Here is a 16,132-nt window from a genome sequence, read left to right as displayed (position 1 = left end):
CACCGGGGTGCCGGGGGAGTAGAGTATGGCGGTGAATTTCTTTCAGCGTGGCAAGAGCAAGGCGCTACTGCAATCCATGGACAAGGCCGAGGATTACGGACAGTGGAGCGAGCTGGCGGCGGCCTGGGATCACGAGCAGGGGCTGGATGACTGGAAGCAGGACGATGCTTGCGAAAGCTATGACTACCGGTCTATCCGTCAGCGGCTGGATATATTGCGCGACCTGCGTTTCCGGCAGGATTGGCATCAGCTGTTGTTCGTCCTCAACGAAGGCGTGCACGGCAACCTGGGCGGTATCGGCAAGCCCTCCCTGTACAACAAGGCTCGCCTGGGCACCAAGAACCTGATCACCCGTTACATCGACGAGCTGTGCGGCGCGCTGACCGATCTGAATGAGGTGGACGACGACATCATTGCGCTGGAAGAGAAGCAGGACTTTTTTCTGCGGGCCAGCCACTGCAATGGTCGCACGGCACTGATGCTCAGCGGCGGCGCGGTACTCGGCTTCTTCCACACCGGGGTGCTCAAGGCGCTGTTCGATCAGGGTCTGTTGCCGGAGATTATTTCCGGTAGCAGCGCCGGGTCCATTCTGGCGGCGACTGCCTGCACGCACCCCGATGAAGAGCTGCGCGAGCGCTTGAGCCTCGACAATCTGCATCATGAGGTGGAGGAGACGACAGCCATTCGTCCGGCGTTGACGCTCTTTGGTGGTGGGCGGGCAATGGATGTAGATAACTTGCGCGATTACCTCGCCAAGATTATCCCGGATCTGACCTTTCAGGAGGCCTTTGAGCTGACTGGGCGCAAGCTCAATATCACGGTTACCGGATTGTCGACGCAGCAGGCACCGCGTCTGCTTAACGCTATTACCTCGCCCAACGTGCTGATTCGCTCGGCGGTGATGGCCTCCTGCGCGATCTATGGCATTTATCCGCCGGTGACCCTGATGTGCCGCAACGCTGCTGGCGAAACCGTGCCGTATCTCCCCGGTATGAAGTGGATTGACGGCTCTTTCGCCGATGATCTGCCCGCCAAGCGCCTGGCCCGGCTGTATGGCGTGAACCACTTTATCTCCAGCATGACCAATCCGGCGGCGCTGGCCATCACCCCTGATCCAGACGCGCCGCGTAGCCGGCTGCGTAATCTCGCGCATTTTCAGGCGCGCTTCCTGAAACTGGGAGCTGCAGAAGCCATGCGCTTCACGCGCGATAACGTACGCATCAGAAGCCCGGTGATCAGCCTTATGCAGCACCTGACCTACGGGGTGCTGGCGCAGGAGTACACGGCGGACATCAACATTTTCCTGCGTAATCGCTGGGATCACCCCTTGCGCCTGCTGGCTCCGCCGACCCGCGAAGCCATGCATCGGCTGATTCACGAAGGCGAGCGCTCGGCGTGGGAAAAGGTAGAAATGGTGCGTAATTGCACGGCGGTCAGTCGCACGCTCGATAACATTCTGCACACCCGGGGCTGGGAGAAGTAGCGCCGGTACATTGTGGTTGTATGTTTGTCCGCCCCGTAGGGTTGGCACATGTAGCGTAGGGCCACAGCATGCGTGGTCGAAAGGCACGGAGGCCTATGAAAACGGATGAATCAGGCTTGCCGAGGCGCAAGTCGGCGCGTTTGCGTCATTATGATTACCGGGAGCCGGCCGCGTTCTTTGTGACGCTATGCATAGCGGAGCGACGCTGTCTGTTCGGGCATATCGAGAATCACGAAATGCACCCCTCCAGGTTGGGTTGTTTGGTCCGGTCGGTGTGGGACCGCAGCGGGGAGCACACGTCGCATGTCCTCTGGCACGACATGGTGGTGATGCCCAATCATGTTCATGGGGTTCTGCAAATTGTTACGCCAGCTCAGGCTGCTACCTGTGAGGGCTTTGGTATGCCGGTTGCAGGGTCTCTTTCTACCTTGATGCGCTCTTTTAAAGCGGCGGTGACGCGAGAGGCTAGGAAGCGCAGCTTGATAGGACCGGAACCGCTGTGGCAAGGCCGTTATTACGAGCATCTCATCCGTAGCGAAGACGATTACCAGCGTATCGCTGAATACATGGCAAACAACCCCCGGCAATGGACTGAAGACAGGTTCTATATTCGGCCGGCGTGACTTCCCCCCCCTGCGTGTCCTTGCTTGGCGGGCGGGTTTGTGCGCCTCTGGACGCACGCGGACGCGACATGTCGCGTCCCTACGCAGGTGTGCAGGATTCACCGTAGGGCCACAGCACGCTGTGGCCGTTGGGTGCAGATGCAGCTGGAGCTGTGCGGACGCGACATGTCGTGTCCCTCCAAGAGTGCGCGTGCTGTGTCTTTTCATTCCCCTCGGCTCTGCGCACAATGCGGTTTATAAACCATTATCGTGAAGATGCCGCCATGACTACCGAAGACCAGCCGCTTGTCGGCCGCCGTATTGCCTTGCCTGAGAGCCGAGAGCTGGATCTCTTTGCCGACATGCTGATCAAGCGCGGAGCTGACGTCTTGCGTTGCCCGCTGGTTGCGATTCATGACGCGCCTGATCCGGCGCCGGTGCTGGCCTGGATGCAGACGCTGATCAGCCATCCGTTTGACCGTTTGATTCTGCTGACGGGCGAGGGCTTGCGGCGCATGCTGGCGCTGGCCGAGCGGCAGGGTGGCAGCCTGCAGGTGGACTTTATTGCCGCGCTGGAGAAGATTCCCACGTTGACCCGTGGCCCCAAGCCGGGGGCGGCGCTGCGCAAGGTGGGCCTCAAGGCTGATCAGGTTGCGGTGGCGCCAACCACTGAAGGCGTCATTGAGACTCTAAAGGACGAGAACCTGTGCGGTCAGCGTATCGGCGTGCAACTCTACGGTACCGACCCCAACCGGCGGCTGGTTGACTTTCTGAACGCTGCCGGCGCCGAGGTCAGCACGGTCGCACCCTACATTTATGCGGATGATGTGGAGGATGCACAGGTCCAGCGGCTGATTGATGCACTGTTGGCGGCCGAGGTTGACGCCATCGCCTTTACCAGCGCCACTCAGGTGCGTCGCCTGCTGCAGGTCGCCAAGCGGCGGGAGCAGGGCGAGGCCGCATTGTTGGCCGCACTCGCGCGTATCAAAGTCGCCGCCGTCGGCCCGGTGGTAGCGGATGAATTGACGGCCTGTGGCGTGCAGGTGGATCTGATGCCTGAAAGCAGTTTCTTTATGAAACCGCTGGTACGGGAGCTGGTGAAGGTGCTTGGTGTGCGCTGACTAGGCGCCGCGTTGCCATTCTCCAGCGTTCGGCTCTTGTCACGGGCAGGCACGGCAGCAACAATGCTGCTTTGCTCACGCCATAGCACCAAGGACGCTGGATGACCACCGAACCCGCCGCACTGCGCCTGACTCCCGAACAGCTTACCGCCCCGATAGATCTGGACAGCCTTGGCTTTGCCACCACCGATGACCTGGAGCCCTTTCGCGGCATCCTTGGCCAGGAGCGCGCGGTTGAGGCGCTGCAGTTTGGCGTGGCAATGGGGCGCCCCGGCTACAACGTCTTTGTCATGGGCGAGCCGGGCACCGGCCGCTTTTCCTACGTCAAACGCTACCTGCAGGCTGAGGCCAAGCGTCAGGTCACGCCGCAGGATTGCGTCTACGTCAACAACTTCGACGAGCCACGCGAGCCCTGGGTAATCAGCTTGACGCCAGGCTCGGCCGGGCAATTGATCGAGACCATCGAGAAACTGATCGATAACCTGCTGGCGACCTTTCCGGCGGCCTTTGAGCATCCGGCGTATCAGCAGAAGAAAAACGCCATCGACCGCGCTTTCAATCAACGCTACGACCGCGCCCTGGATGCAGTAGAGCGTTTGGCGTTGGAAAAGAGCATTGCCCTGTACCGCGACGCGCAAAACATTGCCTTCACGCCGATGAAAGAGGGCAAGGCGCTGGACGAAGCCGACTTTTCCCAGTTGCCCGAGGAGGAGCGTGAGCGCTTTCATGCCGACATTTCTGCCCTGGAAGAAAACCTCAACGAGGAGCTGTCCAGCCTGCCGCAATGGAAGCGCGAGTCCAGCAATCAGTTGCGAGAGCTGAACGAGGAAACCATCACCGAAGCGCTGCAGCCGCTGCTGGAGCCGTTGCTGGAAGCGTATTGCGGCAATCAGGCGGTGTGCGAGTACCTGCAGGCGATGCGCCAGAACTTGCTCAAGACGGTGATCGACCAACTGGTTGAGGAGCGCGCGCTGGAGAGCCGGCCAGATGCGTACAAGAAGCAGCTGTTGACCGAGCAGTACTGCCCGAGCCTGATCGTTGGTCATGACGCCAGCGGCGGTGCGCCGGTGGTGCATGAGCCGCACCCTTCCTATGACAATCTGTTTGGCCGCATTGAGTACTCGCCGGAGCAAGGCGCGCTGGTAACCAGCTACCGCCACATTCGTTCTGGCGCCCTGCATCGTGCCAATGGCGGTTACCTGCTGCTGGAAGCGGAAAAGCTGCTGAGCGAGCCCTTTGTCTGGGATGCGCTAAAGCGTGCTCTGCACTCGCGGCAGCTGAAAATGGAGTCGCCCTGGGCGGACATGGGCCGTCTGGCCACGGTCAGCCTGACGCCCCAGGTGCTGCCGCTGAATCTCAAGGTGGTGATCATCGGCTCGCGTCAGGTGTATTACGCGCTGCAGGACCTGGATCCGGATTTTCAGGAGATGTTCCGGGTGCTGGTGGATTTTGATGAGGACCTGCCGCGCACGCCCGACAGCGTTGAGGGCATGGCCCAGCTGCTCAAAACGCGCACCTCAGAGGAAGGGCTGGCGCCACTCAGTGCCGCCGCCGTGGCGCGGGTGCTGACCTACAGTACCCGCCTGGCTGAGCACCAGGCACGGTTGTCAGCGCGGATCAGCGACATCTTTCAATTGGTCGCCGAGGCAGACTTTCTACGGCAGCTGGCCGGTGACCCCTTGACCGACACCGCGCATATCGAGCGGGCCCTGCGTGCCAAGGAAACCCGCACCGGGCGCGTCAGTGCGCGTATTCGTGAGGATATGGTGTCTGGCGTGATCCTGATCGATACCGATGGCGCTGCGGTCGGCAAGTGCAACGGTCTGACCGTGCTGGAAGTGGGCGACTCGGTATTCGGCCTGCCCGCGCGTATCAGCGCCACCGTCTACCCTGGCGGCAGCGGCATTGTGGATATCGAGCGCGAGGTCAACCTCGGTCAGCCGATTCACTCCAAGGGGGTGATGATTCTCACCGGCTTTCTGGGGAGCCGCTACGCCCAGAAGTACCCCCTTGAGATCTCCGCCAGCATCGCGCTGGAGCAGTCGTACGGCTATGTCGACGGCGATAGTGCTTCGTTGGGCGAAGTCTGCACCTTAATTTCCGCTCTCTCGCGCACGCCGCTTAAACAGTGTTTCGCCATTACTGGCTCGATCAACCAGTTTGGTGAGGTGCAGGCGGTGGGAGGCGTGAACGAGAAGATCGAAGGCTTCTTCCGTCTGTGCCAGGCCCGTGGCCTGAACGGTCAACAGGGCGTTATCATTCCGCGCTCCAACGTGCCCAACCTGATGCTTGACGAAGAGGTTCTGCAGGCGGTGCGCGCCGGTCAGTTTGCTGTGTACGCCGTGTCCTGCGTCGATCAAGCGCTGGCGCTGCTGGCTGGTGCCCCGGCTGGCGAGCTGAACGCTGAGGGTGACTTTACCGAGGGCAGCATCAACGCTCTGGTCGTGGCGCGCCTGGCCGAGATTGCGGAACGTGAGCGCGAAGAGGAAGAAGAGCAGGCCGATCCTGAGGCCACGTGACAAAATGCCGCTATGTCTCGCGTCGCACCCGGCCAGGTGGGGCTTAGCGGCTTCTGTCTACAGGGTTATCCACAGCTTTGTGGTGTTTGGCTGCTGTTGCCGATTGTTGAGAAATGGCGATTCCAGGCTTGACGCCTGGGCTGTCGTCTGATCCCGGATAAGTTGGTTGCGGCGCGGGAAGGCCCATCAAACCTGGGCTGCAGGCTTGGATGGAAAGGCAAGGGAGGTGGCTGTCGGAGCTGTGCAAAAAATGCACGGATCACCGCAGCCGCCGAAGTTACAAGGCACAGAGCGGGTTATCAGACCACTGCACACAGAGTTATCCACAGATACTGTGCACAACCGTGATGAGCATGACGTTTATTGATTGAGGTAATACTGGGTATGGAACGCATTCTGGAAAACATGATGTATTCAGCGCGCTGGATTTTGGCGCCTATTTATTTCGGCCTGTCGCTGGCGCTCTTGGCGTTGGCGGTCAAGTTTTTCCAGGAGCTGATCCATCTGGCGCCGCACCTGCTGACGACCAAGGAGGCGGACCTGATTCTGGTGGTGCTGTCACTGGTGGACATGGCGCTGGTCGGCGGCCTGCTGGTCATGGTGATGATTTCCGGATACGAGAATTTTGTCTCTCAGCTGGATATTGCCGAGGGCAAGGAGAAGCTCAGCTGGCTGGGCAAGATGGATTCTGGCTCGCTGAAAATGAAGGTGGCGGCCTCCATCGTGGCGATCTCCTCGATTCACCTGCTCAAGGTGTTTATGAACGCCACCAACATCGATAATGACAAGCTGATGTGGTACGTGCTGATTCACCTGACCTTTGTGGTATCGGCGTTTGCCATGGGCTTGCTGGATAAGGTCGCAAAGGAAAAGAGCTAAGCAGCAGTACCTTTTGTCGTACAACTTGGTCGTGTTTTTGGTCGTGGTGTATAGTTTCTGTATAGATTTTTGGAGGCCCCATCATGACCTTGAACGAATTGCATCGGGTGGTCGAGCAAGGCCGTTTGCAGCGGTTGTCATTGCTCTCGCATGAAGGTGGCCTCTATCTGGTCGAGGCACGGTTCGACGGGAAGGTGGTATTGCTGCACGACGAGGCCGGGCAGCAGGTCTGGCATTTTCGTTCGCTGGATCAGGCTCGCCGGGCGTTGAAAGAGCTGCCGTGGCCCAGTATTGATCTGGTGCATCAAAACGTAGCAGATGAAGCCTGTGTTGGTGAGCCGCTGAGCGAGGCCGCGTCTCACGGCGCCATGCGACTGCGTTTGCCGCTGCGGCCGTGAGCGTTCGCAGGCTGCCCTGCTGCCGGGCGATCAGCTTGCTGCACAGATAAACAGATTACCTGATGCCGATCCAGGGCAGGACGCATCCTGCCGCTCGAGGCCGCTGAACAAGGGCGGTATGTGCCTCCCCATCCACGGAAAATCCTGTTTACCCTCTTGGCCATGCGCCACTTGCTCGCACTGGTGGATGCCGGCGAGGCGCAGGGGCTATCTGCCACAGAAGGCCTGTGCGGTGTGTGGCAGATCTTTCAGCTGGCGGCCAGCACCACAAACTTGGGCGTCGCGGCCACTTGCTCAACGCGGGTGAAGTCGCGTTTAAGCGTCTGATGGTAGCCAAGGTGGCGGTTGCCGACGACCAGCAGCGTGCCGCCCGGTGCGAGCGCCTGGCGGCTTTGGCGAAATAGCTGGCGGGCAATCTGGTCACCAACCACCTGCTGCTGATGAAACGGCGGGTTGCAGAGGATGAGGTCGGCGCAGCCGGCAGCCGCTTCGCTCAACCCGTCGCTGACCACGAAGTTGGCGTGGCGCCCGGGGAAGGCCGCGGCGAAATTGCCCTGCGCCGAAGCAACTGCAGCCCAGGATTCGTCGATAAAGGTCAGCTGTGCGCCCGGGTTGCGTTGGGCGGCCATCAGGCCCAGGGCGCCGTTGCCGCAGCCTAGATCAACCACGCGCGCGCTGTCCAGGTCGGCCGCAATGCAAGGCAGTAGCACGCGGGTGCCGATATCCAGTTTCTCTCGGGAAAACACGCCGGGGCGATTCGCAAGCTCAAGGGGCGTGCCTTCCAGCGGATAGCGGCTGGTCAGATCGCTGTGGCGCGGAGGCAACGCCGGGTCATGCTGGCATTGCAGCAGGCGCGCTTTCTTCCAACCCAGTGAGGCCTGGTAAGGCCCAATGTGAGCGGCCAGCAAGTCGCCGGCTGTCGGCGGCAGGTGCTTGATCATGCTGCCGGCCAGCAGCAGGGCGTTGTCTGCCAGCTTTGGGCGCAGACGTTGCAGTTGGTCCTGCAGCAGGCTGAGGCTCTTGGGTACGCGCAGCAGCACCTGCCGGTAGGGGCCAGTGGGTGTGTCGCGGCTGCTGAAGAAGGTAACGCGGTCGCTGCTTAGTCCGTTGGCTTTCAGGTTGTCCTGCAGGGCGCGCCAGGCGAGCCATGAGTCACCCCAGCTATGTACCTGCAGGCCGGCCAGGGCCAGAGCGCAGGCCAGCGCACCAAAGCTGTCATTGACCACCAGAATCGGTCCCGTTGCCGCGGGCTCTTCGCTCAGACGTTGCAGCAGGTACACGTCAGCCGCATCGTGGGCAAACAGGGTTGAGCCGCCCGTAGCGGGGTAGCGTTTGAGCTGCAGGGAACCGTAGGGGGTAGTGCACAGGGACATGGTGATGGGCGGTGTGGTAGCTGGGCGGTGCAGTATATCAGCAGGCGGAGCCGGCGCTGCCGGCCCCGCTTGGGGTTTAGCTCGGTGTTTGCTGTTTGAGCAGGTCGCGAATCTCGGTCAGCAGCACTTCCTCCTTGGACGGCGCTGGCGGCGCGGCAGGCGCTGCTTCTTCTTTCTTCTTCAGGTTGTTCATCACCCGGACCGCAACAAAAATGGCCGCAGCGATGATCACAAAGTCCACCAGGCTTTGGATGAACAGGCCGTAGCCAATGGCGACTTCGGCAACCTCACCTTCGGCTTCCTTGAGCACAATCGACAGGTCGGTGAAGTTGACGCCACCGATCAGCAGGCCCAGTGGCGGCATCACGATATTGTTGACGAAGGCGGAAACCACCTTGCCGAAAGCGGCGCCGATGATGATACCCACAGCCATGTCGATGACATTGCCGCGCATTGCAAAGGTCTTGAATTCGTCCAGCAGCTTCATTGCGATCTTCCTTATGTTGCGCCCCGATGGCGTAGGTCGATCATAACGAGCTGGGCCCGACAGACCAATACCTGCGGTACTCGACAGGCTGGCTCAGCTCGGCCCCAGCGCATCATTCAGGGTTTCGCACAGGATGCGCAGGGCCTGGATGCGCGCGTATCGCTTGTTCTGGGCCGGAATCAAATGCCAGGGCGCATTCCGCGTAGAAGTGTGCTCTACCATGTCGTTCATCGCCTGCGCATAGTCCGGCCAGCGCTTGCGGTTGCGCCAGTCTTCTTCGGTTAGCTTGTAGCGTTTGACCGGTGAGTCTTCCCGGGCTTTGAAGCGCTTGAGCTGCTCGTCCTCGGTGATGGCCAGCCAAAACTTGATGATCAGGGTGCCGCTGTCACTGAGCTGTTGCTCAAAATCATTGATCTCGCCGTAGGCGCGCTGCCAGTCAGGCTCCTTGCAGAAGCCCTCGACCCGTTCGACTAACACCCGGCCGTAGTAGCTTCGATCAAACACCACGACGTTGCCTGGTGCAGGAACCCTGCGCCAGAAGCGCCACAGGTAGGGCATGCGCCGCTCCTCATCGGTCGGCGCGCGGGTGCCGTGCACGCGCAGAATACGTGGATCCAGACATTGGGTGATACGACGGATGGTGCCACCCTTGCCCGCGGCGTCGCTGCCTTCAAAGACCAGTAGCAGGCCGCGTCTGGCAAAGCGGGGATGCTGTATCAGTGCGCGCAGGCGCCCCTGCCAGTGCTCCAGCTGCTGTTGGTAGTCGTCTTTGTCCAGTGCCAGGCTGTAGTCGAGCTGAGCCAGATAATCACGTTGCGCGGGCTGCCAGCCGTAAACCGGTGTTGATGGGGGCGGATTGGCCAGCCGCTGCTGCATTGCTTCCAGCACGATCTGCCCGATACGCTGATCGCGCTCATGCGGGTCCGTCGCCGGCACGCGAATCCAGGGCGCTCCCTGGGTGGAGGTCAGCTCGGTCATCAGGCGCGCGCCTTCACGCACTTTCTCGTAATCGGCGGCGCTGAAATCGCCCCATTCGCGCATGGCGACAGTTTGCTTTTGCTGCGCCAGGTCGCGGGGATGACGGCTGCCCTGCTGGTTATCACCAAGGTACAGCCAGATCTTGATCAGGGTGATGCCCTCGTCGTTGAGCAACCGCTCAAAGCGCAGAATCTGCTGCATCTGCGTAGTAAAGCGCGGAATGCTCAGCTGGCCGCGGCTCAGGCGCATCAGTGGCTGGTGGTACCAGGAGCCGAGATAGAACCCCAGTTCGCCGGCTGGCGGCAATGTGCGCCAGTAGCGCCACAATCGCGGCATGCGGCGCTCCACTCCTTTGGGGAGTGCGAAGGCCCTGGTATTGAGATAGCGGTTGTCCAGCCACTCGTAGAAGCTGTGAATGATTTCGGCCTTGCCGGCGAAGTCGTTGCCGCTGATCAGCAGCAGGACTGAGCCGTGCTGCAGCGTACGCAGCTCAAATTGGGTTTCCAGCAGCGCTTCGCGCAGTGCCTCGCGCTCAGCCTTGCGTTTGCGGTGATGTTCCTTGTCACTCATGCGGCACCTTGGACCAGTCAGCTTCGGGGATTGGTTCATAGGCCGGCCGCGTCAGCGGGTACCCTTGGAACAGGTACAGGGCGGTGCGGCGCGGGAAGGCCAGCTCAACGGCCTTGACGCGGCAGGCCTTATCAAACTGATACCGGTTCTGCGCCGTGAGCTGTGCCAGAATAGCGGCCGCGCCGCTGCCGTTGGTGCCGCGCAGCAGCGCTTGGCAGGCGCGGCTGCGCTGATCGACGACCGGTTGCAAGGCCATGCTGACTTCGAGCGGCAGGGCGGGCCGTGCGGTATAGGCCCGGCAAGGGGCTGGTGGAGGTGGCTCGCTGGTCATTGCGTCGAATCCTTGCAGACTGGCGATGTGTTCGCCGGTCGTTGGGTCGCGGCAGTGCGCAGGTTCACGCTGCCGAACGAAGTGTCTGATATTGCGGCACATAGTCATCGCTCCGCTGAAGGCCAGTATGGCACGATGCAGGCAAAGCATGTTGGGACGGATATGGCCAAGCAAAAACGCGTATACGGTTGCACCGAGTGCGGTGCAACTTTTTCCAAATGGGCGGGGCAGTGTCCCGAATGTCAGGCCTGGAATAGCATGGTCGAGACCGTGGTGGACACCACGCCGACCGGTGGCAGCACTTCTCGCTCAAGCAATTGGACCGGCCAGCAGGCGCAGATCAAGACGCTGGCCGAGGTCACTACCGAAGAAACGCCGCGCCAGCCCAGCGGCTCCTCGGAGCTGGACCGGGTGCTGGGCGGTGGTTTGGTCGGTGGCTCGGTGGTCCTGATTGGTGGTGATCCGGGGATCGGCAAATCCACCATTTTGCTGCAGACCCTCTGTCGCCTGGCGCAGAACATGTCTGCGCTATACGTGACCGGTGAGGAGTCGCAGCAGCAGGTGGCGATGCGCGCGCGTCGGCTCGGCTTGCCAGAGGACAAGCTCAAGGTCATGACCGAGACCTGCATCGAAAGCATTGTTGCCACCGCCCGGCACGAGCAGCCGAAGGTGATGGTAGTGGACTCGATCCAGACCATTTTTACCGAGCAGTTGCAATCGGCCCCGGGCGGCGTGGCGCAGGTGCGCGAGAGTGCCGCGCTACTGGTGCGCTACGCCAAGCAAAGCGGCACCGCGATCTTCCTGGTGGGTCATGTCACCAAGGAGGGCTCGCTGGCTGGGCCGCGGGTGCTGGAGCACATGGTCGACACCGTGCTGTATTTCGAGGGTGAGGCTGATGGTCGCTACCGCATGCTGCGGGCGGTGAAAAACCGTTTTGGCGCAGTCAACGAGCTGGGCGTGTTTGCCATGACCGACAAGGGGCTGAAAGAGGTCGCCAACCCCTCGGCTATCTTCCTTTCTCGCTACGACGCGCCCATTCCGGGCAGCGTGGTAATGGCGACCTGGGAGGGCTCGCGGCCCATGCTGGTTGAAGTGCAGGCGCTGGTCGACACCAGTCACCTGGGCAACCCGCGGCGGGTGACCCTGGGGCTGGATCAGAACCGGCTCGCCATGCTGCTGGCGGTGCTGCATCGCCACGGTGGCGTGGCGACCTACGACCAGGATGTCTTCGTCAATGTGGTGGGCGGGGTCAAGGTGCTCGAAACAGCCGTCGACCTGGCGTTGCTGGCGGCGGTGATGTCGAGTTTGCGCAACCGTCCGTTGCCGATGGACCTGATGGTATTTGGTGAGCTGGGGCTGTCCGGCGAAATTCGTCCGGTACCCAGCGGCCAGGAACGCCTCAAGGAAGCCGCCAAACACGGCTTCACCCGCGCGATTGTGCCCAAGGCCAACGCACCAAAAGAGTCGCCCAAGGGCATGCAGGTGATTGCGGTAACGCGGCTGGATCAGGCGTTGGCGGCGATATTCGAGTAGCAGCGGCCAGCGCTGGCGCGCCGGGCTGGAGGCTGAAGGCTGGAAGCTTGAAGCAGGCCGAAGGGGGGCAGATATTAGTGTTTGGTTTAGAGGCGGGGGCTGCAAGTAAAGCAATCGCTCAGCAACAGCTCAGACTGCTTGAAGCTTCAAGCTTCAAGCTTCTGGCCTCCAGCCTCCAGCCTCCAGCCTCCAGCCTCCAGCCTAGAGCAGCGCCCCCAGTTCTCGCTCCAACAGCGTCTCATCTCCCAGGTTGAGGGCGATGAGGCGGCGCAGGTGGCTTATGGAGTCCAGGTCTATGTGCAGGCATTCAAAGCCCAGCAGGCCTTCCTCGGCGTGAGCCAGGTTGACCTCCATGCGAATCTGGCTAGCCTCGGCCAGCTCGATGATGGCGATAAAGGGAGCGTTGGCGCGTTGTGCATCCCAGGCCGCAGGTTGCAGCACCAGCAGTCCGCGCAATGACACGTCGATCAGTTGCGCGGCAATGCACCAGTCGTCCTGCTGCAGCAGGGTATGCGCGTCGAAAGGCACGCGGCTAAATCGCCGCCGGTCATCGTGCATGAGCGGCTCCCGGTGGTAGATAGGTCTGCTTTCACTATAGCCGCTTTTTCAGACCACACCCTGCGCCAGCATGGCGTCGGCAACCTTGACGAAACCGGCAATATTGGCGCCCTTCACGTAGTCGATGTGGCCGTCGTCCTCGCGGCCATAGTGCTCGCAGGCGGCGTGAATCGACTGCATGATACCGTGCAGCTTTTCGTCCACTTCGCCGGCGCTCCAGTGCAGGCGCATGGCGTTCTGGCTCATTTCCAGCCCGCTCACAGCGACCCCGCCAGCGTTCGCAGCCTTACCCGGGGCAAACAGCACGCGGTTTTCCTGCAGCAGGTCAACGGCTTCCAGCGTGCTGGGCATATTGGCGCCCTCGGCTACCGCAATGCAGCCGTTGTCGATGAGCTGGCGCGCATCGTCTGCGTCCAGCTCGTTTTGGGTAGCGCAGGGCAGGGCGATGTCGCAGGCCAGGTGCCACGGCCGGCTGCCCGCAATAAACTCGCAACCCTGGCCATGCAGGGACTCCAGTCGGCCGCGCTGTTCGTTCTTCAGTGTCATGAGTGCCTCCCACTGGGGCTGGCTCATGCCATCCGGGTAATAAAGTGTGCCGCCGGAGTCGGAAATCGAGATAACCAGGCCGTCCAGTTCCAGTACTTTCTGGGCTGCGTACTGGGCGACATTGCCTGATCCGGAGATCGCAACCCGCTTGCCCGCGATGCTCTGCTCGCGCTGTTTGAGCATCTGCTCGGCAAAGTAGACGCAGCCGTAGCCGGTCGCTTCCGGGCGGATCAGGCTGCCACCATAGGTGATGCCCTTGCCGGTCAGAACCGAGGTGAATTCGTTGCGCAGGCGCTTGTACTGGCCGTACAGATAGCCGATTTCACGTGCGCCTACGCCAATATCCCCCGCAGGGATGTCCAGGTCTGCACCGATATGGCGCGACAGCTCGGTCATAAAGGCCTGGCAGAAACGCATGATTTCGCCGTCGCTTTTACCCTTGGGGTCAAAGTCAGCGCCACCCTTGCCACCGCCCAGCGGCAGACTGGTCAGCGCGTTTTTGAACACCTGCTCAAAGGCGAGGAATTTGAGCACCCCAAGGTTGACCGAGGGGTGGAAGCGCAGACCTCCCTTGTAGGGGCCGATGGCGTTGTTCATTTGCACTCGGTAGCCGCGATTGACTTGCACCACACCCTGGTCATCGACCCAGCAAACGCGAAACTGAATAACCCGCTCCGGTTCAATCAGGCGCTCAATGATGCCGGCACGTAGGTATTTGGGATTGGCTTCAAGGAAAGGCCAGAGGGTCGTCAGCACCTCTTCGGCCGCTTGGTGAAATTCTGGCTGGTGAGGGTCGCGCAGTTTCAGTTCGGTCAGGCAGGCAGCCAGGGTCGGGATCATGTCTGGGGTCACTTTTCTATACGTTCAGGGCGGAAAAGTATAAACCTACCAGATGAGGAGGGTGCACAGGAATGGTGCATTGTGAAAATTATGTTGCGTAATTGTGTTTACTTTTGGTGCATTGCATCAGCGGCTCGGGCGAGCCGCTGATGCCTCACAGCCTCAGGCCAGCTTTTTGTAGCGCACGCGGTGCGGCTGCGCTGCTGCCTCACCCAGACGCTTTTTGCGGTCCGCTTCGTACTCGGTGTAGTTGCCTTCAAAGAAGGTAACCTGCGAGTCGTCTTCGTACGCCAGGATGTGTGTGGCGATACGGTCGAGGAACCAGCGATCGTGGGAAATTACGATGGCCGCGCCCGGGAAGTCCAGCAAGGCTTCTTCCAGTGCGCGCAGGGTTTCAACGTCCAGGTCGTTCGACGGTTCGTCGAGCAGCAGTACGTTGGCACCTTGCTTGAGGGTCAGGGCCAGGTGCAGACGGCCACGCTCACCACCGGACAGGTCCTTGACGAACTTCTGCTGGTCGGAACCCTTGAAGTTGAAGCGGCCAACGTAACCGCGCGATGGCATTTCATAGTTGCCGACCTTGATCTGATCGAACCCGTCAGACACCTGCTCCCAGACGGTCTTGTTGCCGTCCAGGTTGTCGCGGCTCTGGTCGACGCTGGCGATCTGTACGGTTTCACCGATGTCGATGGTGCCGCTGTCCGGTTGTTCCTTGCCGGTGATCATGCGGAACAGGGTCGACTTACCGGCACCGTTACCACCGATCACGCCGACAATGGCACCCTTGGGCACGGCAAACGACAGATTGTCGATCAGCACGCGGTCACCAAAGCCTTTGGTCACGCCATTGAACTCGATGACCTTGTCGCCCAGACGCGGGCCGGCCGGGATGTAGATTTCGTTGGTCTCGCTGCGCTTCTGGAATTCCTGCGATTGCAGTTCTTCAAAGCGTTGCAGACGGGCCTTGGATTTGGCCTGGCGGCCCTTGGCGCCCTGGCGTACCCACTCCAGCTCGGCTTTCATGGCCTTGGCGTGGGAGGCTTCCTGCTTGGCTTCGGAGGCCAGACGAGCGGCCTTGGATTCCAGCCACTGGGAGTAGTTGCCTTCGAACGGAATGCCCTGGCCGCGGTCGAGTTCAAGAATCCAGCCGGCGACGTTGTCGAGGAAGTAACGGTCGTGGGTAATGGCAACCACGGTGCCGGGGAAGTTGTGCAGGAACTGCTCCAGCCAGGCGACGGAATCGGCGTCCAGGTGGTTGGTCGGTTCGTCCAGCAGCAGCATGTCGGGCGCTGACAGCAGCAGGCGGCAGAGCGCGACGCGGCGCTTCTCACCACCAGACAGGTGTTCGATCTTGGCGTCCCAGGCTGGCAGACGCAGGGCGTCGGCGGCGACTTCCAGTTGGCGTTCCAGGTTGTGACCGTCGGCGGCTTGCAGAATGGCTTCCAGCTTGCCCTGCTCGGCGGCCAGCGCGTCGAAATCGGCGTCGGGTTCGGCGTAGGCAGCGTAGACTTCGTCGAGGCGGGCCTGTGCGTTCTTGATCTCGCTGACCGCTTCTTCAACAATGTCGCGCACGGTCTTGCTGTCATCCAGCTGTGGCTCCTGCGGCAGGTAACCGACCTTGATGCCCGGCATCGGGCGCGCTTCGCCCTCAATTTCGGTATCAACGCCGGCCATGATGCGCAGCAGAGTCGATTTACCCGCCCCGTTTAGACCGAGTACCCCGATTTTGGCGCCGGGGAAGAAGGACAGGGAAATATCCTTGAGAATCTGACGCTTCGGCGGGACGACTTTCCCGACGCGATGCATGCTATAAACGTATTGAGCCATGGTGGCAGAACCTGTTGAATGGGAATGTGCGAAGTGCTTCGCCGGGGCTGGCGAAATGTGGTGGCAAGGCTAGCCCAACTGGCGATT

Annotated in this window: 15 protein-coding genes; 8 read left to right on the top strand and 7 right to left on the bottom strand. The window is 61.1% G+C overall.

Annotated elements, in window-relative coordinates; genetic code table 11:
• Nucleotides 1-25 precede the first annotated feature (25 nt).
• The 7 genes from HV822_RS04495 to HV822_RS18205 all read left to right on the top strand — a co-directional run bounded on the left by HV822_RS04495 (nucleotide 26) and on the right by HV822_RS18205 (nucleotide 7,309).
• The gene (locus HV822_RS04495) at nucleotides 26-1,483 is read left to right on the top strand and encodes a DUF3336 domain-containing protein (RefSeq protein ID WP_238872572.1); all 1,458 of its coding nucleotides are present in this window, start codon (nucleotides 26-28) and stop codon (nucleotides 1,481-1,483) included.
• A 95-nt stretch (nucleotides 1,484-1,578) separates the two neighbouring features.
• Nucleotides 1,579-2,106, top strand: coding sequence for a transposase (locus HV822_RS04490; RefSeq protein WP_238872571.1), 528 nt, complete (start codon nucleotides 1,579-1,581; stop codon nucleotides 2,104-2,106).
• A gap of 263 nt (nucleotides 2,107-2,369) precedes the next feature.
• On the top strand, nucleotides 2,370-3,206 hold the full coding sequence (locus HV822_RS04485) for a uroporphyrinogen-III synthase (RefSeq protein ID WP_238872570.1): 837 nt from the start codon (nucleotides 2,370-2,372) through the stop codon (nucleotides 3,204-3,206).
• A gap of 101 nt (nucleotides 3,207-3,307) precedes the next feature.
• Nucleotides 3,308-5,725: a Lon protease family protein gene (locus HV822_RS04480; protein WP_238872569.1), complete on the top strand. Its 2,418-nt coding sequence runs from the start codon at nucleotides 3,308-3,310 to the stop codon at nucleotides 5,723-5,725.
• Between the two features lie 384 nt (nucleotides 5,726-6,109).
• Entirely contained in the window at nucleotides 6,110-6,604 is a 495-nt protein-coding gene (locus HV822_RS04475) for a TIGR00645 family protein (RefSeq protein ID WP_238872568.1), read from the top strand.
• An 83-nt stretch (nucleotides 6,605-6,687) separates the two neighbouring features.
• Complete coding sequence (locus tag HV822_RS04470; RefSeq protein ID WP_238872567.1) at nucleotides 6,688-7,002, top strand: DUF6482 family protein; 315 nt, start codon at nucleotides 6,688-6,690, stop codon at nucleotides 7,000-7,002.
• Between the two features lie 118 nt (nucleotides 7,003-7,120).
• Nucleotides 7,121-7,309: a DUF2256 domain-containing protein gene (locus HV822_RS18205; RefSeq protein ID WP_396265018.1), complete on the top strand. Its 189-nt coding sequence runs from the start codon at nucleotides 7,121-7,123 to the stop codon at nucleotides 7,307-7,309.
• Here the strand turns inward: HV822_RS18205 and HV822_RS04465 are convergent.
• The 4 genes from HV822_RS04465 to HV822_RS04450 form a co-directional block, all read right to left on the bottom strand.
• On the bottom strand, nucleotides 7,251-8,375 hold the full coding sequence (locus HV822_RS04465) for a methyltransferase (RefSeq protein ID WP_238872566.1): 1,125 nt from the start codon (nucleotides 8,373-8,375) through the stop codon (nucleotides 7,251-7,253). The two genes, HV822_RS18205 and HV822_RS04465, sit on opposite strands and share 59 nt — an antisense overlap.
• Before the next feature lie 76 nt (nucleotides 8,376-8,451).
• Nucleotides 8,452-8,862 carry a large-conductance mechanosensitive channel protein MscL gene (mscL, locus tag HV822_RS04460; RefSeq protein ID WP_275419407.1) on the bottom strand — a complete coding sequence of 137 codons (411 nt, stop codon included), beginning with the start codon at nucleotides 8,860-8,862 and terminating at the stop codon, nucleotides 8,452-8,454.
• 93 nt (nucleotides 8,863-8,955) lie between these two features.
• On the bottom strand, nucleotides 8,956-10,410 hold the full coding sequence (gene pap / locus HV822_RS04455; RefSeq protein ID WP_238872565.1) for a polyphosphate:AMP phosphotransferase: 1,455 nt from the start codon (nucleotides 10,408-10,410) through the stop codon (nucleotides 8,956-8,958).
• Nucleotides 10,403-10,741, bottom strand: a complete 339-nt coding sequence (locus HV822_RS04450; protein WP_238872564.1) for a hypothetical protein — start codon at nucleotides 10,739-10,741, stop codon at nucleotides 10,403-10,405. Before HV822_RS04450 ends, pap begins: the two co-directional genes overlap by 8 nt.
• A 162-nt stretch (nucleotides 10,742-10,903) precedes the next feature.
• Between HV822_RS04450 and radA the strand changes: the two genes are divergently transcribed.
• Nucleotides 10,904-12,274, top strand: a complete 1,371-nt coding sequence (gene radA, locus HV822_RS04445; protein WP_238872563.1) for a DNA repair protein RadA — start codon at nucleotides 10,904-10,906, stop codon at nucleotides 12,272-12,274.
• Nucleotides 12,275-12,475: 201 nt separating this feature from the next.
• On the opposite strand, the gene HV822_RS04440 is transcribed toward radA, so the two are convergent.
• The 3 genes from HV822_RS04440 to ettA all read right to left on the bottom strand — a co-directional run bounded on the left by HV822_RS04440 (nucleotide 12,476) and on the right by ettA (nucleotide 16,045).
• Nucleotides 12,476-12,832, bottom strand: a complete 357-nt coding sequence (locus HV822_RS04440; RefSeq protein ID WP_238872562.1) for a PilZ domain-containing protein — start codon at nucleotides 12,830-12,832, stop codon at nucleotides 12,476-12,478.
• Between the two features lie 48 nt (nucleotides 12,833-12,880).
• Nucleotides 12,881-14,218: an NADP-specific glutamate dehydrogenase gene (gene gdhA / locus HV822_RS04435; RefSeq protein WP_238872561.1), complete on the bottom strand. Its 1,338-nt coding sequence runs from the start codon at nucleotides 14,216-14,218 to the stop codon at nucleotides 12,881-12,883.
• Nucleotides 14,219-14,380: 162 nt separating this feature from the next.
• Nucleotides 14,381-16,045, bottom strand: coding sequence for an energy-dependent translational throttle protein EttA (ettA, locus tag HV822_RS04430; RefSeq protein WP_238872560.1), 1,665 nt, complete (start codon nucleotides 16,043-16,045; stop codon nucleotides 14,381-14,383).
• Nucleotides 16,046-16,132: the final 87 nt, after the last annotated feature.

The organism is Halopseudomonas maritima (assembly GCF_021545785.1).
Lineage (GTDB): Bacteria > Pseudomonadota > Gammaproteobacteria > Pseudomonadales > Pseudomonadaceae > Halopseudomonas > Halopseudomonas maritima.
The sequence above is the reverse complement of the archived record's forward strand: the minus strand, read 5'-3'. Positions and strand labels throughout refer to the sequence as shown.